General features: G+C 57.3%; 19 protein-coding genes. 9 read left to right on the plus strand and 10 right to left on the minus strand.

From position 1 onward, the window contains the following. The first annotated feature begins 30 nt into the window (after positions 1-30). Positions 31-891 (plus strand): fructosamine kinase family protein, encoded by an 861-nt coding sequence (locus RT120_RS10645; protein WP_312982481.1) that lies wholly within the window; start codon positions 31-33, stop codon positions 889-891. Positions 892-920: 29 nt separating this feature from the next. Here the strand turns inward: RT120_RS10645 and RT120_RS10650 are convergent, their stop codons facing one another. Then, positions 921-1457, minus strand: coding sequence for a YniB family protein (locus RT120_RS10650; RefSeq protein ID WP_312982482.1), 537 nt, complete (start codon positions 1455-1457; stop codon positions 921-923). A gap of 155 nt (positions 1458-1612) precedes the next feature. Between RT120_RS10650 and hxpB the strand changes: the two genes are divergently transcribed. The 4 genes from hxpB to RT120_RS10670 all read left to right on the plus strand — a co-directional run bounded on the left by hxpB (position 1613) and on the right by RT120_RS10670 (position 5424). Next, positions 1613-2281 carry a hexitol phosphatase HxpB gene (hxpB, locus tag RT120_RS10655; protein WP_312982484.1) on the plus strand — a complete coding sequence of 223 codons (669 nt, stop codon included), beginning with the start codon at positions 1613-1615 and terminating at the stop codon, positions 2279-2281. Positions 2282-2443: 162 nt separating this feature from the next. Then, complete coding sequence (kduD, locus tag RT120_RS10660) at positions 2444-3205, plus strand: 2-dehydro-3-deoxy-D-gluconate 5-dehydrogenase KduD (protein ID WP_312982486.1); 762 nt, start codon at positions 2444-2446, stop codon at positions 3203-3205. Positions 3206-3313: 108 nt separating this feature from the next. After that, positions 3314-3904 carry a metal-dependent hydrolase gene (locus RT120_RS10665; RefSeq protein ID WP_183168752.1) on the plus strand — a complete coding sequence of 197 codons (591 nt, stop codon included), beginning with the start codon at positions 3314-3316 and terminating at the stop codon, positions 3902-3904. 128 nt (positions 3905-4032) lie between these two features. Continuing rightward, the gene (locus RT120_RS10670) at positions 4033-5424 is read left to right on the plus strand and encodes an L-cystine transporter (protein ID WP_312982487.1); all 1392 of its coding nucleotides are present in this window, start codon (positions 4033-4035) and stop codon (positions 5422-5424) included. A 69-nt stretch (positions 5425-5493) separates the two neighbouring features. On the opposite strand, the gene cedA is transcribed toward RT120_RS10670, so the two are convergent. Continuing rightward, complete coding sequence (cedA, locus tag RT120_RS10675) at positions 5494-5724, minus strand: cell division activator CedA (protein ID WP_312982489.1); 231 nt, start codon at positions 5722-5724, stop codon at positions 5494-5496. A gap of 176 nt (positions 5725-5900) precedes the next feature. On the opposite strand from cedA, the gene katE reads away from it, so the two are divergent. Beyond that, positions 5901-8153: a catalase HPII gene (gene katE, locus RT120_RS10680; RefSeq protein WP_312982490.1), complete on the plus strand. Its 2253-nt coding sequence runs from the start codon at positions 5901-5903 to the stop codon at positions 8151-8153. 96 nt (positions 8154-8249) lie between these two features. On the opposite strand, the gene osmE is transcribed toward katE, so the two are convergent. Continuing rightward, the gene (gene osmE / locus RT120_RS10685; protein WP_312982492.1) at positions 8250-8597 is read right to left on the minus strand and encodes an osmotically-inducible lipoprotein OsmE; all 348 of its coding nucleotides are present in this window, start codon (positions 8595-8597) and stop codon (positions 8250-8252) included. 244 nt (positions 8598-8841) lie between these two features. On the opposite strand from osmE, the gene nadE reads away from it, so the two are divergent. The 3 genes from nadE (at position 8842) to cho (ending at position 11565) form a co-directional block, all read left to right on the plus strand. After that, on the plus strand, positions 8842-9669 hold the full coding sequence (gene nadE, locus RT120_RS10690; RefSeq protein ID WP_312982494.1) for an ammonia-dependent NAD(+) synthetase: 828 nt from the start codon (positions 8842-8844) through the stop codon (positions 9667-9669). Positions 9670-9736: 67 nt separating this feature from the next. Next, complete coding sequence (gene yddG / locus RT120_RS10695) at positions 9737-10621, plus strand: aromatic amino acid DMT transporter YddG (protein WP_312982496.1); 885 nt, start codon at positions 9737-9739, stop codon at positions 10619-10621. A 71-nt stretch (positions 10622-10692) separates the two neighbouring features. Next, positions 10693-11565 (plus strand): excinuclease Cho, encoded by an 873-nt coding sequence (gene cho / locus RT120_RS10700; protein WP_312982498.1) that lies wholly within the window; start codon positions 10693-10695, stop codon positions 11563-11565. Here cho and ves read toward each other — a convergent pair. The 7 genes from ves to RT120_RS10735 form a co-directional block, all read right to left on the minus strand. Beyond that, positions 11556-12104: an environmental stress-induced protein Ves gene (gene ves, locus RT120_RS10705; protein ID WP_312982499.1), complete on the minus strand. Its 549-nt coding sequence runs from the start codon at positions 12102-12104 to the stop codon at positions 11556-11558. The two genes, cho and ves, sit on opposite strands and share 10 nt — an antisense overlap. A gap of 283 nt (positions 12105-12387) precedes the next feature. Next, positions 12388-12879, minus strand: a complete 492-nt coding sequence (gene spy / locus RT120_RS10710; RefSeq protein ID WP_312982501.1) for an ATP-independent periplasmic protein-refolding chaperone Spy — start codon at positions 12877-12879, stop codon at positions 12388-12390. A 349-nt stretch (positions 12880-13228) separates the two neighbouring features. Further along, entirely contained in the window at positions 13229-14191 is a 963-nt protein-coding gene (gene astE, locus RT120_RS10715) for a succinylglutamate desuccinylase (protein WP_312982503.1), read from the minus strand. Between the two features lie 9 nt (positions 14192-14200). Continuing rightward, positions 14201-15529, minus strand: a complete 1329-nt coding sequence (gene astB / locus RT120_RS10720; RefSeq protein ID WP_312982505.1) for an N-succinylarginine dihydrolase — start codon at positions 15527-15529, stop codon at positions 14201-14203. Continuing rightward, on the minus strand, positions 15526-17004 hold the full coding sequence (gene astD, locus RT120_RS10725; RefSeq protein WP_312982576.1) for a succinylglutamate-semialdehyde dehydrogenase: 1479 nt from the start codon (positions 17002-17004) through the stop codon (positions 15526-15528). The genes astB and astD overlap by 4 nt, the downstream gene beginning before the upstream one ends. After that, positions 17004-18038 carry an arginine N-succinyltransferase gene (gene astA / locus RT120_RS10730; RefSeq protein ID WP_312982506.1) on the minus strand — a complete coding sequence of 345 codons (1035 nt, stop codon included), beginning with the start codon at positions 18036-18038 and terminating at the stop codon, positions 17004-17006. The genes astD and astA overlap by 1 nt, the downstream gene beginning before the upstream one ends. Further along, positions 18035-19255 carry an aspartate aminotransferase family protein gene (locus RT120_RS10735; RefSeq protein WP_312982508.1) on the minus strand — a complete coding sequence of 407 codons (1221 nt, stop codon included), beginning with the start codon at positions 19253-19255 and terminating at the stop codon, positions 18035-18037. Before RT120_RS10735 ends, astA begins: the two co-directional genes overlap by 4 nt. Between the last annotated feature and the right edge of the window lie 11 nt (positions 19256-19266).

Raw genomic sequence — 19266 nt, forward strand, 5'->3', positions numbered from 1 at the left:
GAAATATCAGGCAACCTGGGGAGAGACATTATGTGGCAAGCCATCAGTCGTCTGTTAGCAGAGCAGTTCGGCGAGCAGGAACTCACGCAGCGCACTGAATTACCCGGCGGAGAAATCCACGCCGCGTGGCGGGTGCGCTACGGTACACATAACGTGTTCGTTAAGTGTGACGATCGCGAGCTATTGCCGATTTTCACCGCAGAGGCTGACCAACTCGCCCTGCTTGCCCGTAGTCAAACCGTCCGCGTACCTGACGTGTGGGGTGTCGGCAGCGACAGGGATTACAGCTTTGTTTTGCTGGAATACCTCGAAACCCGCCCGCTAGACGCGCATAATGCCTTCCTGCTGGGCCAGCAGTTGGCGCGTCTCCACCAGTGGAGCGACCAACCGCAGTTCGGCCTTGATTTTGACAACGACCTGTCCACGACGCCACAACCTAACGCCTGGCAGCGCAAATGGTCGACGTTTTTCGCCGAGCAGCGCATTGGCTGGCAGTTGGAGCTGGCGGCGGAGAAAGGACTGGAGTTTGGCGATATCGATCTGATTGTCGACGTGGTAGCCGCACAGTTAGCCTCCCACCAGCCTCAGCCGTCGTTATTACACGGAGACTTGTGGTCCGGGAACTGCGCGCTGGGGCCGGACGGGCCTTATATCTTCGACCCGGCCTGCTACTGGGGCGACCGCGAATGCGATCTGGCGATGCTGCCGCTGCACCCTGACCAGCCGCCGCAAATTTACGATGGCTACCAGTCTGTTTCCCCCTTACCCGCAGGCTTTCTCCAGCGCCAGCCGCTGTACCAGCTCTATACCTTGTTAAACCGCGCCATTTTGTTTGGCGGTAATCATCTGGTGGCGGCGCAAAAAGCGCTGGAAAGGATACTGGCGGCTTAACGACAACGCTCCCGGCCGGGAGCGTTTTTTTACATAAAGCCCAACAGCTTAAAGAAGAAATACCCGGCAATAATCACAATGACCGGCAGGATATACAGCGGGAATATCTGAAGAAAAATAGTATGGCGAGGCACAACGATGCGATCTTCTAGCTGCGCTTTGGTCAGGCCGTCAGCCCCTTTCGCCTGTTCCAGAATCAACTGGTCCTGAATGCCCTCGCGCAGGAAACGCGCCTGGCGGCTCATCCGCGCGCCGGACGCCTGTAGCGCCAGCCCGACGAAAATGAATATAAAAATAATCCAGAACGTGACATTCGCCTGATGCGGGAAGTCAGGCAGCGGCGAGTTGTACCAGAAAAAATTCAGGAACGGCGTATTAAAGCGCATCATATCAATCATGATATGGGCGAAATCCAGCATCACGGCATTGATGCCCGGCTGCTTTTCGCTGTGCTCATACATAAATTTCAGTACTGAAATCAGCGTTGAAATAACGGCGGGTATAAAAATAATCCACCCGGCAAGGCGTTTTATAACAGCAATGCGTCCAGCTTGTTGGTACGTCATTCTTTCCCCTTTTAAGACGCTACATTCTCGAAACAAGTCTACCTGCTCAACAGATTCTCCGCCTGAAGTTTACTGCGAAATTCACAAAGCGGTAGCGATAAGCTGATTTTCAGGCTATTGATAACACGACATGTTAACCACAGGAGTGATTACCGATGCCTGATTCGCGCCCGATCCTCGCCGCGATTTTCGATATGGATGGCCTGCTGATTGATTCAGAACCGCTATGGGATAAAGCGGAACTGGAGATCATGGCGACACTTGGCGTGGACGTTTCCCGCCGCCATGAACTGCCTGATACATTAGGTTTACGCATCGACCTGGTGGTAGATCTCTGGTTTATCCACCAGCCCTGGAATGGCCCTTCAAAGGCGGAAGTGACCGATCGCATCATCACCCGGGCGATTACCCTGATTGAAGAGCAACGCCCTGCACTGCCTGGCGTACCCGAGGCGGTGGCGCTATGCAAAGCGCAGGGGCTAAAAGTGGGCCTGGCGTCGGCATCTCCGCTGCGAATGCTGGAAAGCGTGCTGTCGATGCTTGGCTTGCGTGACCAGTTTGACGCGGTCTCATCGGCGGAAAATTTACCGTATAGTAAACCGCACCCGCAGGTTTATCTGGACGCCGCCGCCAAACTGGGCGTCGATCCGCTGTGCTGCGTCACCCTGGAAGACTCCGTTAACGGGATGATTGCCACCAAAGCCGCGCGGATGCGTTCAATTGTGGTGCCCGCTCCAGAAAATCGTGCCGACCCGCGCTGGGTCCTCGCTGACGGTAAACTCGACTCACTGGAACAGCTCACCCTCACCCATCTTCTGGGGTAACTACCCACCATGAAGACGGCTCAGGCCGTCTTTTTAATACCCCCATCATATTTTTGAAACATTGTTTTACTTTAACTTGGTTATTTTATTTTCCCTGCCTATGATTCTGTTGCCAGGCGTGCGGGCGCATGTCGATTACATCCAATGGATAATGAGGTCGTTATGATTCTTGATGCATTTAACCTTGCGGGTAAAGTCGCGATTGTGACGGGTTGTGACACCGGGCTGGGTCAGGGAATGACGCTAGGGCTTGCCCAGGCGGGCTGCGATATCGTTGGCGTCAACCGCAAAATCCCGCACGATACCGAGCAAAAAGTCACGGCGCTGGGACGGCGTTTTACCGCCATTCAGGCTGACTTAAGCCGTCAGGATGATATCAATGCCATTGTAGAGACCGCTGTAGAACGCATGGGCCGGGTGGATATTCTGGTCAACAACGCCGGTACTATCCGCCGGGAAGACGCGCTGAATTTCACCGAGCAAGACTGGGACGACGTCATGAACCTGAATCTTAAATCGGTCTTCTTTTTATCGCAGGCCGTGGCCCGGCAGTTTATCGCCCAGGGCGACGGCGGAAAAATCATTAATATCGCCTCGATGCTCTCCTTCCAGGGCGGCATCCGCGTTCCCTCTTATACCGCCTCGAAAAGCGGCGTGTTAGGGTTAACCCGGCTGCTGGCCAATGAGTGGGCGCCGCACAACATCAATGTCAACGCCATCGCACCGGGTTATATGGCGACCAACAATACCCAACAGCTGCGAGAAGACGCTGCCCGCAACCAGGAAATCCTCGATCGCATCCCCGCCGCGCGCTGGGGCGAACCGGCAGATTTGCAGGGCCCGGCGGTATTTTTAGCCTCCGACGCCTCGGCCTATATCAATGGCTACACTATCGCTGTGGATGGGGGCTGGCTGGCACGCTAACGCGATGAAAATTCAGTGACAAAGAGTTACACCGTCACCGCTTCCGTCTACTGTATAAAAACCCTATACTGGATGAATTGACAGTCAGCTTTTTTCTGGGTTTTTAACATGACGGCGGAAGGCCACCTTTTTTTCTCCATTGCGTGTGCGGTGTTTGCCAAAAACGCCGAACTCACCCCTGTGCTGGCGCAGGGGGACTGGTGGCATATTGTTCCGTCGGCAATTTTGACCTGTCTGCTGCCGGATATCGATCACCCCAAGTCGCTGCTCGGCCAGCGGCTAAAGTGGATTTCTAAACCCGTCGCCCGAGCCTTTGGCCACCGGGGCTTTACCCACAGCCTGCTGGCGGTGTTTATCGCCCTGACGCTGTTCTATCTCAAAGTGCCTGATAGCTGGATTATTCCGGCGGACGCCATTCAGGGTATGGTGTTGGGTTATCTGAGCCATATTCTTGCGGATATGTTGACCCCGGCGGGCGTTCCGCTGCTGTGGCCCTGTCGCTGGCGTTTCCGTCTGCCGATCCTGATGCCGCAAAAAGGCAACCAGCTTGAGCGGGTGCTGTGCATGGCGTTCTTTGTTTATGCCGTGTGGATGCCCCAGGGCCTGCCAGAGAATAGCGCTATCCGCTGGTCATCCCAGATGATCAATTCACTGCAAAACCAGTTCGATCGCTTTATTCATCACCAGACCGAGCGTTAAACCAGCAGAAAACCACTTTTGGATATAATCAATTCCATTTGATTATAAGAACCCCCCGCGTCTTCTGTTACCCTTTGCGCCATAAAGACGGGCCACTTCGAGCCTGTCAGTGAAACAGGAGAACGGGGATGAATTTTCCATTAATAGCGAACATTGTGGTGTTCGTTATCCTCTTGCTGTTGCTGGCGCAAACTCGCCACCGGCAGTGGAGTCTGGCAAAAAAAGTATTAGTGGGTCTGGTAATCGGCGTGGTCTTCGGCTGCGTTCTGCATGCGATTTACGGCGCAGATAGCCCAGTCCTGAAAACCTCTATCCAGTGGTTTAACGTGGTCGGCAACGGTTATGTACAACTGTTGCAAATGATTGTGATGCCGCTGGTGTTCGCCTCGATTCTGAGTGCGGTCGCCCGCCTGCATAACGCCTCCCAGCTCGGTAAAATCAGTCTGTTGACTATCGGCACGCTGCTGTTCACCACGCTTATCGCGGCGCTGGTGGGGGTGCTGGTGACCAACCTGTTCGGCCTGACCGCAGAAGGACTGGTGCAGGGCACGGCGGAAACCGCCCGTCTGAGCGCCATTGAAACTAACTACGCCGGTAAAGTGGCCGATCTGAGCGTGCCGCAACTGCTGCTGTCGTTTATTCCGAAAAACCCGTTTGCCGATCTCACCGGCGCGAACCCGACCTCCATTATCAGCGTGGTCATTTTCGCGGCCTTCCTCGGCGTGGCGGCACTGAAACTGCTGAAAGACGATGCGCCGAAAGGCGAGCGCGTGCTGACCGCTATCGATACCCTGCAAAGCTGGGTGATGAAGCTGGTTCGCCTGGTAATGCAGTTAACCCCTTACGGCGTAATGGCGCTGATGACCAAAGTGGTTGCCAGCTCCAACCTACAGGACATCGTCAAGCTGGGCAGCTTCGTGGTCGCCTCATACCTGGGTCTGGGCATCATGTTTGTGGTGCACGGTCTGCTGCTGGCAGTGAACGGCGTGAGCCCGCTGAAGTACTTCCGCAAAGTCTGGCCGGTGCTGACCTTCGCCTTCACCAGCCGTTCCAGCGCCGCATCTATTCCGCTGAACGTCGAAGCGCAAACCCGTCGTCTCGGCGTGCCGGAATCTATCGCCAGCTTCGCGGCCTCCTTTGGCGCGACTATCGGCCAGAACGGTTGTGCGGGTCTCTACCCGGCGATGCTGGCGGTAATGGTGGCGCCGACCGTGGGTATTAACCCGCTGGACCCGATGTGGATTGCCACTCTGGTAGGCATTGTAACCGTAAGCTCCGCTGGCGTAGCGGGTGTGGGCGGCGGCGCAACCTTCGCCGCGCTGATCGTGCTGCCCGCAATGGGCCTGCCGGTGACCCTGGTGGCGCTGCTGATTTCCGTTGAGCCGCTGATCGACATGGGCCGTACCGCGCTGAACGTGAGCGGTTCCATGACTGCCGGTACGCTGACCAGCCAGTGGCTGAAGCAAACTGATAAAGCGATCCTGAACAGCGACGAAGAAGCCGAACTCGCGCACCGTTAATCGCCCTTCAAAAGCAAAAAAACCGCATTTCTCAATGCGGTTTTTTTTTATTTCAGAAATAGCCAGAAGCTAAACGAGATCTTGCTTAATCTGTGACGCCCAGCGCTGCGCAGACTCCGGTATCGTGAAGGTCGGGGAGCGCAAAAAGCCGTCATTCACCAGCACGAAGGCGACATATTTTCCCCGCAGCATCCAGACGTCTTTGAATCCCTCCATGCGTACCGCGTGTTCCGGCGGCGCAGGTTCAATGCGTGGCGTATACGTGATAACACGACGATTTTGTTGGCGTAAAGGTTTCATCAGCAGCAATCAATATCAAACAATCAGATTCGTGCCTCTATGATAACGGATCTCACGCCTCCCTGCAGCCCGACCTCTGGCCCTAAAAAGCAGCGCGTCGGCATTGTTCTATAGTTAGAAGGGTTTTTACCTAACAACGACCCAATTTTCAGCAATGAAATCAGGAGACGAGTTAAATGTCGCATAACGATAAGCCCTCACACCAGGCGCCGATCCACGACGCCAGTGAATCACAACCCGGAATGGATTCTTTGGCTCCCGAAGACGGTTCGCATCGCCCGGCCCCGCACCCCAGCGCACCCGGCGAATACCCTACCGCTCCCGGCAGCCTGAAAGCCCCGGACACCTCGAATGAAAAACTCAGCGCGCTCGATAATTTCCGTAAAGGCAGCGAAGATTTCCCGCTCACCACCAATCAGGGTGTGCGTATTGCCAACGATCAAAACTCGCTGCGCGCCGGCACGCGTGGCCCGACGCTGCTAGAAGACTTTATCCTGCGCGAAAAGATCACCCACTTCGACCATGAGCGTATACCGGAGCGTATCGTCCACGCGCGCGGCTCGGCGGCTCACGGCTATTTCCAGCCCTATAAGAGCCTGAAAGATCTCACCAAAGCCGATTTTCTGAGCGACCCGGAGAAAATCACCCCGGTGTTTGTGCGCTTCTCAACCGTGCAAGGCGGCGCAGGCTCGGGGGATACGGTGCGTGATATCCGTGGTTTCGCCACCAAGTTTTACACCGAAGAAGGCATTTTCGATCTGGTGGGCAATAACACGCCGGTGTTCTTTATTCAGGACGCCCACAAATTCCCGGACTTTGTGCATGCGGTCAAACCCGAGCCGCACTGGGCTATTCCGCAGGGTGCCAGTGCCCACGACACCTTCTGGGACTACGTTTCCCTGCAACCAGAAACCCTGCATAACGTGATCTGGGCGATGTCGGATCGCGGTATCCCGCGCAGCTATCGCACCATGGAAGGCTTCGGTATCCATACCTTCCGGCTGATCAACGCCGAAGACAAAGCCACCTTTGTACGCTTCCACTGGAAGCCGGTCGCCGGTAAAGCCTCGCTGGTGTGGGATGAGTCGCAGAAGCTGATTGGCCGTGACGGCGATTTCCACCGCCGCGAGCTGTGGGAAGCGATTGAAGCGGGCGATTTCCCGGAATATGAGCTGGGCCTGCAATTGATCCCGGAAGAAGACGAATTTAAATTCGATTTCGACCTGCTCGATCCGACCAAACTCATTCCCGAAGAGCTGGTGCCGGTGCAACTGGTGGGCAAGATGGTGCTCAACCGCAACCCGGACAACTTCTTCGCCGAGAACGAACAGGCGGCGTTCCATCCGGGGCATATCGTCCCCGGTCTGGACTTCACTAACGACCCGCTGTTGCAGGGGCGTCTGTTCTCCTACACCGATACCCAAATCAGCCGCCTCGGCGGGCCAAACTTCCACGAAATTCCGATTAACCGCCCGGTTTGCCCGTACCACAACTTCCAGCGCGACGGCATGCACCGCATGGATATCGACACCAACCCGGCGAACTACGAGCCGAACTCCATCAACGACAATTGGCCGCGCGAGACGCCTCCCGGTCCGAAACGCGGGGGATTTGAATCCTGGCAGGAGCGCGTCGAGGGCCATAAAATCCGCGAGCGCAGCCCGTCGTTCGGCGAATATTATTCCCATCCGCGCCTGTTCTGGCAAAGCCAGACGCCGGTTGAACAGCAGCATATTATCGATGCCTTCAGCTTCGAACTGGGCAAGGTCGCCCGCGCCTACATTCGCGAACGGGTGGTGGACCAGCTTTGCCATATCGATGTCTCACTCGCCAGCGCGGTGGCGGAGAACCTGGGGATCACCCTCACCGACGAGCAGATCCACACCGCCCCGCCGAAAGACGTCAACGGCCTGAAGAAAGACGCGGCGCTCAGCCTGTACGCGGTGCCGAGTGGCAGCGTGAAAGGCCGCGTGGTGGCGATCCTGCTTAACGACCGGGTGCGCGCTGCGGACTTACTGGCGATCATGCAGGGCCTGAAGCGCCAGGGTGTGCACAGCAAACTGCTCTATTCGCGCATGGGTGAAGTCACGGCGGATGACGGTTCGCAAATCACCGTAATGGGCACCTTCGAGGGCGTGCCGTCGCTGACGGTCGACGCGGTCATCGTCCCCGGTGGCGCGGTCAGCGGCCTGCTCGATCGCGGCGATGTACGCTACTACCTGCTCGAAGCGTATAAACACCTGAAGCCGATTACGCTGTTGGGTGATGCCCGCCAGTTTAAATCGGTGTTGGGGGTGGATGCCCAGGGCGAAGAAGGAATTATTGAAGGCGATGATGCGCAGGGCTATGCGGTGGAGACGCTGCTGACGCTGTTACAGAAGCATCGGGTGTGGTCTCGGACCAACAAAATCCCGGCTATTCCGGCATAAATACGGCGCCACGGCGTGAGCGCCGTGGCGTTTATTGCTGGTGTAGAGACATAAAAAAACCTGCCGAAGCAGGTTTTTTTATGCGGGACGCAAAACTTACTGTTTCGCTTTCGGTGCCTGTGGATCGGTATCGTATTCGGCACAGGTCTGGTAGCCAGAGTTGATCACGTGGCCGGTGTCATCCAGCGCCACAAAGTAGGTTTCCGCTTTGCCGTCGCGCTGACCCAGAATGTAGGTCTGGCAAGTACCGCGAGCGTGGATCATGCTCACTTCAGAAGATGGCTGGCCGGCAAGCTGGCGAACCTGTTCACGGCTCATGCCTTTCTTGACGTCTTTTACAACGGGCTGAGTAATTTGGTCTTTGGTACGGTCATACGCCGTACAACCTGCCAGCATTGTCATGACAGCCGCCGCACCCAGTAATCCTGCAAACTTGTTATTCATTATGTCTTCCTCTTGTTTCTGCGTGTGAAGTAAGCCTGGAAGAGAAATTAACCTTTTTCAAGTCGTTAGAGCGTAACGGCATTTTTTAGGACGATTCTCCTTTAGCGGCAAATCGCCTTAATTTGCGCCACTCGGGCGAGGAAACCGCCGCGCGCCTTGTTGTTTCCGGCACATCAGGTTAGTTTTAAGGATTAAACTTTACCGATATGAATTCAAATCAGACAGGCTGTGATCGGAGGGGTAAATGGCTCTACAACAAGACATTATTCAGGCACTCGGCGTAAAACCGCACATTGACGTTCAGCAGGAAATTCGCCGCAGCGTGGATTTCCTTAAAGCGTATCTACAGGCGCATCCGTTTATCAAATCCCTGGTATTGGGCATCAGCGGCGGTCAGGACTCCACCCTGGCCGGGAAGCTCAGCCAGCTTGCCATTACCGAACTGCGCGACGAAACCGGCGATGCCAGCTATCAGTTTATCGCCGTCCGTCTGCCTTACGGCGTACAGTTCGACGAGCAGGATTGCCAGGACGCGTTGGCGTTTATCCAGCCGGATCAAGTATTAACCGTGAACATTAAAGCGGCCGTGTTGGCCAGCGAACAGGCGTTGCGCGATGCGGGCATTGAGCTAAGCGACTTTGTACGCGGTAACGAAAAAGCACGCGAGCGTATGAAAGCGCAGTACAGCATCGCCGGGATGAGCAAAGGTGTGGTTATTGGCACCGACCATGCGGCGGAAGCAGTGACCGGCTTCTTCACCAAATACGGCGACGGCGGCACCGACATTAACCCGCTGTTCCGCCTCAATAAACGCCAGGGCAAACTGCTGTTGCGCGAACTGGGTTGCCCGGAGCATCTCTATACCAAACTGCCAACGGCGGATCTGGAAGACGATCGCCCTTCTCTGCCGGATGAAGTGGCATTGGGCGTCACCTACGAAAACATTGATGACTATCTGGAAGGTAAAACCCTCGATGAGAGCATCAGCAAAACCATCGAAGGCTGGTATCTTAAAACCGAGCACAAGCGTCGCCCGCCGATTACCGTGTTTGACGACTTCTGGAAAAAATAACGCCAGCCATGGTGCGTAAGGTTCACCTTTTATCAGGCGGCGCTGCCGCCTTTTTCACGGATTGACTATGCAAACCCCCGTAGCACGCGCCACGCTGATTGGCCTGATCGCGATTTTACTCTGGAGCACTTCCGTCGGCCTGTTTCGCAGCATCGCCGAACATTTCGGTGCGGTGGGCGGTCCTGCCCTGATTTACACCCTCAGCGCCTGCTGTTTGTGGCTGGCCCAGGGACGCCCGCGCCTCGAAGGTTTACCGCTGCGCTATATGCTGGTCGGTGGTGGGCTGTTTGTGGCGTATGAAATGTGCCTGGCGCTGTCTATCGGTTTTGCCCATAACCGCAGCCAGTCGCTGGAACTGGGGATGATTAACTACCTGTGGCCGAGCTTAACGGTGCTGTTCGCGCTGTGGTTGAATAACCAGCGCAGCACCTGGCTTATCTGGCCCGGCCTGCTGTTAGCCATCGGCGGCGTGGCGCAGGTGATGAAGGGCAACGGCGACTGGTCGCCAGTGATGATGTGGCGCAACATTCTCGATAACCCGCTGGCCTATAGTCTGGCGTTTGCGGCGGCGATCACCTGGGCGCTGTACTGCAATCTTACCCGCCGCTGGAGCAATGGGAAAAGCGGCGTCACGCTGTTTTTCTGCGCCACCGCGCTGGCGCTGTGGGTCCACTATGCGTTGTCCAGCGAAGGGCCGATCGCCTTTACCCTTTCCGGTACTCTGCAACTCTGTTTTATGGGGCTGTCTACCGCCGTGGCCTATTCGGCCTGGAACCACGGAATTTCTCATGGAAACATGACGTTGCTGGCTACTGCGTCGTACTTCACGCCAGTCTCTTCCGCGCTGCTGGCCAGCCTCTGGCTGGGCCTGACGCCGGGTATCAGTTTCTGGCAAGGGGTGGCGATGGTGGTGGCCGGATCGCTGCTTTGTTGGCTCGCCACGCGGCGCTAAGGTAAATTGCTGCTTTTTCAACCCATAATCCCTTGTTATACTGGACAGGCAACCAGTATCAGGAGTTATATGTGGTCCGACGCAGCATGAGCCCGCGCCTCGACTTTGAAGCCGAAGCGATTTATCAGTATCCCGAACATTTACGCCCGTCGCTGGCTGAATTGCCCCGCGCGCCTGGCGTGTATATTTTTCATGGCGAAAGCGAGACCCTGCCGCTGTATATCGGCAAAAGCATCAACCTGCGCGCCAGGGTGATGTCGCATCTGCGTACCCCCGGCGAAGCGGCGATGCTGCGCCAGGCGCGGCACATCACTTTTACCCGCACGGCGGGCGAACTGGGAGCGCTGTTGCTCGAAGCGCAGATGATCAAAGCTCAGCAACCGCTGTTTAATAAGCGGCTGCGGCGCAATCGTCAGCTCTGTTCCCTGCTGCTCAGCGGTTCCCGCCCTGACGTGGTGTACGCCAAAGAAGTTGATTTTTCCCATACCCCGCACCTGTATGGTCTGTTCGCCAATCGCCGGGCAGCGCTGGAAAAGCTAAAAAGCATCGCCGATGAGCAGCGGCTGTGTCACGGTCTGCTGGGGCTGGAAAAGCTCAGCGCAGGGCGCGCCTGTTTCCGCGCGGCGCTGAAACGCTGCGCCGGTGCCTGCTGCGGGCTGGAACCAGTGGACGATCATAATGCCCGCCTGCTGGAATCGCTGTCCCACCTCCAGGTGGTATGCTGGCCGTGGCGCGGGCCGGTGGCAGTGAAAGAGCAAACTGATGAGATGATCCAGTATCTGATTATCGATAATTGGGTGTGGCTGGGTACGGTGGATAATCTTGACGATGCGGCACGCTTAACCCGGGCATCGCCGGGCTTCGACCACGACGGCTACAAGATTTTGTGCCGTCCGCTGATCCGCGCCGAACATGACATTATCGATCTGTTAGATCATAAATAGGTAATTTCGCTGAACAGTAAGCGCCCTTCCGCTTTTAATAACCGTAGCGTGTGGGGTCCGGCTTCCCACCACGCGCCCTGATCGCTGGTAAGCAGCTTATCGCCCAGTTGCCACGCGCCGCTCAGCACGTAAATAATGCCGCCGCGCGGCGCAAACGTCGTGAAGGTGCGATCGGCAACGCGCACCTGGGCACGGCAGCGATCGCGGTGGGTAATAATATTGAAGTCCATCGACATACGTCCGTCGCTCAGCTCGGCGCGGACCGACTGCTCGCCAGAAAAACTGAACGGTTGGTAATGCTTCAGGGTATGGCGAAAGGCATTGCCGCCATCTAAAGTCAGCTCGCCGCCTTCCAGCAGCGTGACGGTGCGTTCCACCTGAGGGATTTGGCTAAATTCGCCGTTAGCGGAGAGTGAAGCGATACTGGCGCGCCAGTTAAAATCCCGGGTCGCGGGCGGAAAGCAGCAAATTTCCCGGGTTTCCCCTGCGCCGTTTCGCCAGAGATTGACCTGCATTTTCTGTAAATCGAAATACTCCATCATCACTCCTGAGCGAGCTAAAAGACCGAACGTCACGCACGCAAAAAAATGTCACCCCCTTGTTATCGGCAATAAACGCGCGGGCTTCAGGCCTGCACGTTCACGTTATAAGGATATTGGGGTAACGTTCTGATTAGACGTGTGAAGTTATCACTACGCGCGGTCGGAAGGAAGAGGATCGAAGGGAAGTCGTGACGGGAAAAGTAAAACCGCCGGTACTGTCCAGAGCAACGCAATTGCGCTATGGACAACACCGGCGGTCTTGTGTGGATTGGCTACGTTATTATTCAGCAGCCTCTGGCATCTTACCCGCTTTGGCCGGACGTTCTGTCAGACGCTTCTCAAAATTGGCATTAAACTGTTTTTTCTGTTCCGGCGTCAGGATGTTGTAGATTTTGTTCTGGGTTTCCATACGCGACAGCATCATCTCTTTATGCTGTTCCGCCATCTTGTTCACCGCCTCTTCCGCTTTGGCGCGGTCAAAGGTGTCGGAGGCAATCAGCGAATGCATGGCGCGGCGGTCGTCAAGCGACGGGCGTTTCATTTTATCGCGCTGCGCTTTCATGATTTCGCGGATTTGCTGTTTCTGCGCATCAGTCAGGTTGAGATCTTTAAACATCATGTCATGGTGCGGACCACGGACGCCTTTATGGTGCGGCTGTAGGGTGGTTGCATCCGGCGCGGTAGCAGTGGTTGCGGTTTCTGCCGCATGCGCCAGATTCGCTGCGCCCAGCGCCAGAGTGGTAGCCATTACAATCGCAGTTAATTTACGCATATCACTATCCTTTATTTCAGTTTATTTTTCGGCACGTTTGCCGTGTTGACGAGAATAAGTGTACGTGTTGCAACGTCAAGTATTCAGAGTCTGGGTAAAGCATTGAAAGTGTAAAAAACAATAATCGATCAATTATGGAGGAAATATGAAAAAAACAAGGAAAGTGGCAAGAAAATAATACAACTCTATGATAAAGCAGTAAATGTGCAGAGAGTATACGTATTGCCCGCCGATAAATAAAGCGCTTACCAGGATAAATCTGGATAAATTGATGAGCCGTTGATAATTATAAAATGCTTAAGGCTGAACCGGTGCGCAGCAGGTATTCGCACCGGCAGAAATAATCCCGTCAGGTTATTTCTTTGAGCATTAACCCGGCCCGCAGGCCGAGCGCCACGTTGGGATTCGGGAACAGGACATATTCGGTGTCGTTTTCCACTTTGTATACCGTCGCGCCATCCTCCGCCAGCACGGTGCCTTGCGCAAAGGCGGTAAAGTTCTGGGTCTGGGCTGACATATGCAGCACAAACGCCTCGCTTTTCCGGGTGATCTGCTGGGCTACTTCATAGCGCAGCGGCTCGGCGTTGAGGTGTTCGGTCGGTTCACCCGCCAGTAACGCCCGCAAGGCGGCTTTGGTAACATCAAACTGGGTAAGATCGTTTTGCCCAAACGGCTGCGCTTTGCCCAACTCCAGCGTGCAGCTTTGCGCGTCAAAATGATCGCTGCTGAAATGGGTGAAGGTCCCGCCGGGGGTGCGATGAAAAACCAGCGCCTGCAATCCGGCGTCGGCCATCCAGTCTAAAAAATGTTTATCGTAAGGCGTTTTACGGGCCGGAAAAACGCCGAAGCGCGGGTGGTATGAACTGCGGATGGCGGTATGCATATCCAGATGCCAGGCGGGTCCGGCGCAGGTCAGAAAGCGCTCCACGCAGTGCTCAAGCACGCAGGCGCGGCGGGTTTCGCCGCTTTCCGGGAAATGCTGCCAGCGGCCGCTGAACATGCGGTTCATATCGTCCGTGAGATAGCGCTTACCCGCGCGTAAGGCTGCCGGATTACCTAAAATCACCAGCAGCGGGCGCGCAAGGGCGATATCGCCGTGATGCAACTCTTCCATCAGGGCATCGAGCATTTCCACCGGGGCGGTTTCATTGCCGTGAATGCCCGCCGACAGCACCAGCGCCGGTAACGTTGCCTGAAGCGGCACCAGCTCTACGACCCCTTCGTCCCACCACCTCCAGCGAAAGCGAGCCGTTTCTCCACCCCGCCTGGCAGGCGTTTCCCCTGCCAGCGTAAACGCCAAAAACTCCTGCATAACTTCACCTTAACGCTGGAACGGATACACCGGCCCCAGCTTTAATATCTGCGTTAATTCATCGAGCGCCTCGCGCCCTTCGCGTAACAGTTGCGGATCGATAAGGTCGCTCTGGGTTAACCGGTCGCGATAATGTTTGTCGACCCACTGGTTAAGGGTAGTAAAAAGCGCGTCATTCAGCATTACGCCGGGGTTGACCGCTGCCCGCTCTGCGTCGGTGAGCACGACCCGCAGACGCAGGCAAGCCGGGCCGCCGCCGTTGGCCATACTTTCCCGCAGGTCGAAAACCTTGAGTTCGTTGATGGGGTTATCTGGCGATCCCACCAGTTCGGTCAGATAGTGCCAGACGCCCGCATGCTCGCGGGACTCCTGGGGCAGCACCAGCAGCATATCGCCCTGCTCGCGGCTGAGCAGTTGGCTGTTGAACAGATAGGTTTCCACCGCGTCCGCCACGCTGACGCGATCGGCAGGCACTTCGATGGCCTGAAACCCGTCCAGCTTCTGCGCCAGAGTCTGGTATAAACCCGCCTGATTAACAAACGCCGACTGATGGGCGAACAGCACCTGGCGGTTGGTGACCGCAATCACGTCGTTATGAAATACCCCCTGGTCGATCACTGCCGGGTTTTGCTGGGCAAACACCACCTGCTCCGGGTTGACCTGGTTGAGGCGCGCCACGGCCTGAGACGCCTGCAACGTCTGGCGCGCCGGATAGCGCTCGGGCGTTTGCCCGCCGATGGCATTGCGGCCATAGACGAAAAGCTGAACGCCCGGATCGCCGTCATCATGGGATAAACGGTTGTGGTTCGCCGCGCCCTCATCGCCCAGCATCGCCACCTGCGGCAGCGCATCGTGCACGCTGAAGCGGCGCGGGTCATTGAAAATCGCCTTCAGTACCCGTTCGGTGGTCACCGCTTCGCTGGCGCGATGGAGTTTGTTATTCAGGTTGGCAACGGTGAGATGCACCCGCCCGTCCAGCGCATCCGCAGATGGGCACACCGTCGCGGCGTTGGCGACCCACATTGACGAGGCGGAACAGGCGGCGGACAGCAGATCCGGGGCCAGCTTCCAGGCCTTTTCCACCACCTGCTGGTCGGTACCGTCAAAGCCAAGCTGGCGCAGCAAGCCGATATTCGGGCGTTCCTGGGGCGGGATGACGCCCTGCGGATAGCCCATATCCGCCAGCGCTTTCATCTTTAACAGCCCCTGCTTCGCCGCCAGTTTCGGGTTAGAAACCTGAAAACGGTGTTTGGTGGAGGCTTCGTTACCAAACGATAGCCCGGCGTAATGGTGGGTCAGGCCCACCAGTCCGTCGAAATTAACCTCGCGTGCGTTCATGCCTGCTCCTCACGACCAAAATCCAGCCCCGGACTGAGCGTGTCCGGCAGGGAAAATGTCGGGCTTTCCAGCGTTGCCATCGGCCACGCGCAGTAATCCGCCGCATACCAGGCGCTGGGGCGATGGTTGCCCGATGCCCCCACGCCGCCGAACGGCGCGGTGCTGGCGGCCCCGGTCAGCGGTTTATTCCAGTTGACGATCCCGGCGCGCGCTTCCAGCAGTAGCTGGTCAAAATGCTCGCGCTGCGGAGATATCAGCCCGCTCGCCAGCCCGTAGCGGGTGCGGTTAGCCAGCGCGATAGCCTCGTCGAAATCGTCGTAGCGATACACGCACAACAGCGGGCCAAACACCTCTTCATCCGGCACATCCGCCACGCCGGTTAGCTCGACGATACCCGGCGTCAGTAGCGAGGTGCCGGGCCGTAGCAGTTCAGGCGTGAGCAGCGCTTTACCGCCGCGCGCCAGGTGCGCTTGCCAGGCAGTTAATACCCGCTCTGCCGCCTGGGGTGAAATCAGCCCACCCATAAACGGCTGCGGTTCGGCATCCCATTCTGCCGGACGAATACGCGATGCCACTTCTGTTAAGCGGGCCAGGAATGCATCGCCCTGTTCGCCGCGTTTGACCAACAGACGGCGAGCGCAGGTGCAGCGCTGCCCGGCGGTGACAAACGCCGACTGAATGGTTAAATGCACCGCCCCGTCGATATCCGCCGGATCTTCCACAATCAGCGGGTTATTGCCGCCCATCTCCAGCGCCAGAATTTTTTCCGGCTGTCCGGCAAGCTGGCGGTGCAACTGATAGCCAGTGTGTGCGCTGCCGGTAAACAGCAGCCCGTCAATATCCGGGGATGCCGCCAGCGCCTGGCCGGTTTCCCGCGCCCCCTGCACCAGGTTGAGTACGCCCCTGGGCAATCCCGCTTCCTGCCAAAGCTGGACCACCCGCTCGGCAATCATTGGCGTCAGCTCGCTGGGCTTGAAGACCAGGGTATTACCCGCCAGCAGCCCCGGTACGATATGTCCATTCGGCAGATGTCCGGGGAAGTTATACGGACCGAATACCGCCAGCACGCCGTGCGGGCGATGGCGCAGCGAGGCCGCGCCGTCCGCCATTGGCGTCACCTGCTCGCCAGTACGTAAGTGGTACGCTTTCACCGAAATGGCGATTTTGTTAATCATCGCCGTGATTTCTGTGGCGGCTTCCCAGCGCGGCTTGCCGGTTTCCCGGCTAATGATGTCGGTGAGTTCGCTTTTATGGCTTTCCAGCAGCCCGGCAAAGCGCTCGACAATCGCCTGGCGGGTGCTAAACGGCTGGCGCGCCCAGTCAGGAAAAGCGTTACGCGCCGCGTAGCAGGCCTGCTGGATCTGTTCAGCGCTGGCGGCGACGCCCTGCCACAGCCGCTCGCCCGTCACCGGGTTATGTTTTTCCAGCGTTTCGCCGTGGCCTTCGATCCACTCGCCATCAATCCACAGACTCATCATTTTTTCTCCTCAGCGCATAAACGCACCAGCCGCACGGTATCGCCGGGCTGGCATTTCAGGGCGTCCAGGGTGGCGGCATCCAGCACCAGGCGCGGTGTATCAGGGTTAGCGCGGATCAGCATCACGCGGAACATGTCATATTTTTCGTTGGAGACCATACAGGCGGGTAAATCGTCACCCACCGCAGGCTGGCCTTCCGCCACCTCAACCAGCCGGCTTTTGCGGATCGCCCGCACCCGGTCGATATCGCACTCCAGCGTCGGGCCGCCGTCGAAAATGTCGATGTAGTCGCGATAGCGAAAGCCTTCTTTTTCCAGTACTGCGCGGGCAGGCGCAGTGTGTGGATGCACCTGGCCGATCACCGCCTGGGCTTCCGGGGTCAGAAAATGGGTATAGATCGGGTGTTTCGGCATCAGTTCGGCAATAAAGGCTTTTTGCCCGGTGCCGCACAGATAATCGGCGCGGCTGAACGCCATTGAGAAAAAGCGCTGGCCGAGGCTTTCCCAGAACGGCGAGTAGCCGTGTTCATCAATCACGCCGCGCATCTCGGCCACCACTTTGTCGTTAAAGCGATCGCGAAACGCGGCCATAAACATAAAGCGCGATTTGGAGAGCAAGTAGCCGTTGCCCTCTTTGCGCCACTCCGGGTCGAGAAACAGCGAGCACAGTTCGCTGCTGCCGGTATGGTCGTTACTTAAAAACAGCGTCGGCAGCGCATTGTAGACGTTGAGCTCTTTGGAGGCGTGCACCAGCGTACCCACCCGGTAGTTATACCAGGGATCGTTGAGGCCCACCGCCACTTCTATGGCACAGATGCCCACCACGTTGCCGGTCGTCGATTCCTCCAGCACGAAGACATAACCCTGGTCGCCCTTCGGCAAGGTGCCCTGCCAGGTGGCGAGGGAGCGCTCGATGCGCGCGCTCAGGGTGGCTTCGTCCTCCGGCAGCGAGGTCAACCCGCCGCCGGTTTTCCCGGCCAGTTTCAGCAATGGCCCCAGGTCATTGCGCTCAATGGGGCGGATCACCATCATGATGGCGTCTTCGCAATCAGGCGCTCGCAGGCGCGGGCAACGCGCTCCAGGCCAGTGCTGATTTCGTCATTGCTGATAATCAGCGACGGCGCAAAACGCACCACGTTGGCCCCGGCGATCAGCACCATCGCGCCCTCTTCCGCCGCGAGTTGAGAAATCTCTTTGGCGCGCCCGGCATAGTCGTCGCTCAACACGCAGCCAATCAGCAATCCCACGCCGCGCACGGCTTTAAACAGGCCATGCTTGCGGTTGATGGCGTCGATTTGCTCAACAATGGCGTCGTGGCGCTGTTTTACGCCGTTCAGCACCTCAGGGGTGTTGACGATGTCCAGCACTTTCCCGGCGACCGCGCCCGCCAGCGGGTTGCCGCCGTAGGTGGTGCCGTGGGTGCCGACGGTCATTGAGCGTGAAAACTGTTCGCGGGTCAGCATCGCGCCAATCGGGAAGCCGCCGCCGAGCGCTTTGGCGGTGGAAAGGACGTCCGGGGTCACGCCGTAGTGCATATAAGCGTACAGCGAGCCGGTACGGCCTACGCCGGTTTGGACTTCGTCAAAAATCAGTAACGCATTATGACGGTCGCACAGTTCGCGCAGCCCTTTCAGGAACGCTGGCTCTGCGGGTACAACGCCGCCTTCGCCCTGGATCGGTTCGACGATCACGGCGCAGGTGTTGTCATCAATCAGCGCGGCGGCGGATTGCAAATCGTTATACACGGCATGGGAGATGTCCGGCGGCAGCGGCGCGAAGTCCTGCGAATAGGCAGGCTGACCGCCTGCGGTCACGGTAAATAAGGTGCGCCCGTGGAAGGCATTTTTGAAGGCAACGATGCCGCTTTTTTGTGGGCCATAGTTATCGTGGGCATATTTACGCGCCAGCTTGAGCGCCGCTTCATTGGCCTCGGCCCCGGAGTTACAGAAGAACACCCGGTCAGCGAAGGTGGCGTCGATCAGCTGTTTCGCGAGACGCAGGATCGGTTCGTTGGTGTAGCCATTACCGGTGTGCCACAGCTTACCGGCCTGCTCTTCCAGCGCTTTGCGCAGTTCAGGATGGGCGTGGCCCAGGGCGTTTACCGCAATGCCTCCGGCAAAATCGATATAGGATTTGCCCTGCTGATCCCACAATGTGGATCGCTCTGCCCGAACCGGAACAAAAGGCGCCGGCGCGTAAACCGGAAGCATCCATTCATCGAAATTCTGGCGGGTGATTGACGAAGACATAGCGACCTCAC

Origin of the sequence: Atlantibacter sp., assembly GCF_032062175.1 — a bacterium.
Taxonomy (GTDB): domain Bacteria; phylum Pseudomonadota; class Gammaproteobacteria; order Enterobacterales; family Enterobacteriaceae; genus Atlantibacter.

What these genes read in the sequence shown, in the direction of transcription:
- astB (WP_312982505.1), bottom strand. Translation starts at nt 15,529, where the DNA reads ATGAACGCACGCGAGGTTAATTTCGACGGACTGGTGGGCCTGACCCAC.
- ves (WP_312982499.1), bottom strand. Translation starts at nt 12,104, where the DNA reads ATGGAGTATTTCGATTTACAGAAAATGCAGGTCAATCTCTGGCGAAAC.
- RT120_RS10665 (WP_183168752.1), top strand. Translation starts at nt 3,314, where the DNA reads ATGACGGCGGAAGGCCACCTTTTTTTCTCCATTGCGTGTGCGGTGTTT.
- astE (WP_312982503.1), bottom strand. Translation starts at nt 14,191, where the DNA reads ATGCAGGAGTTTTTGGCGTTTACGCTGGCAGGGGAAACGCCTGCCAGG.
- kduD (WP_312982486.1), top strand. Translation starts at nt 2,444, where the DNA reads ATGATTCTTGATGCATTTAACCTTGCGGGTAAAGTCGCGATTGTGACG.
- RT120_RS10670 (WP_312982487.1), top strand. Translation starts at nt 4,033, where the DNA reads ATGAATTTTCCATTAATAGCGAACATTGTGGTGTTCGTTATCCTCTTG.
- RT120_RS10645 (WP_312982481.1), top strand. Translation starts at nt 31, where the DNA reads ATGTGGCAAGCCATCAGTCGTCTGTTAGCAGAGCAGTTCGGCGAGCAG.
- RT120_RS10735 (WP_312982508.1), bottom strand. Translation starts at nt 19,255, where the DNA reads ATGTCTTCGTCAATCACCCGCCAGAATTTCGATGAATGGATGCTTCCG.
- spy (WP_312982501.1), bottom strand. Translation starts at nt 12,879, where the DNA reads ATGCGTAAATTAACTGCGATTGTAATGGCTACCACTCTGGCGCTGGGC.
- astA (WP_312982506.1), bottom strand. Translation starts at nt 18,038, where the DNA reads ATGATGGTGATCCGCCCCATTGAGCGCAATGACCTGGGGCCATTGCTG.
- yddG (WP_312982496.1), top strand. Translation starts at nt 9,737, where the DNA reads ATGCAAACCCCCGTAGCACGCGCCACGCTGATTGGCCTGATCGCGATT.
- hxpB (WP_312982484.1), top strand. Translation starts at nt 1,613, where the DNA reads ATGCCTGATTCGCGCCCGATCCTCGCCGCGATTTTCGATATGGATGGC.
- osmE (WP_312982492.1), bottom strand. Translation starts at nt 8,597, where the DNA reads ATGAATAACAAGTTTGCAGGATTACTGGGTGCGGCGGCTGTCATGACA.
- nadE (WP_312982494.1), top strand. Translation starts at nt 8,842, where the DNA reads ATGGCTCTACAACAAGACATTATTCAGGCACTCGGCGTAAAACCGCAC.
- katE (WP_312982490.1), top strand. Translation starts at nt 5,901, where the DNA reads ATGTCGCATAACGATAAGCCCTCACACCAGGCGCCGATCCACGACGCC.
- astD (WP_312982576.1), bottom strand. Translation starts at nt 17,004, where the DNA reads ATGAGTCTGTGGATTGATGGCGAGTGGATCGAAGGCCACGGCGAAACG.
- cedA (WP_312982489.1), bottom strand. Translation starts at nt 5,724, where the DNA reads ATGAAACCTTTACGCCAACAAAATCGTCGTGTTATCACGTATACGCCA.
- RT120_RS10650 (WP_312982482.1), bottom strand. Translation starts at nt 1,457, where the DNA reads ATGACGTACCAACAAGCTGGACGCATTGCTGTTATAAAACGCCTTGCC.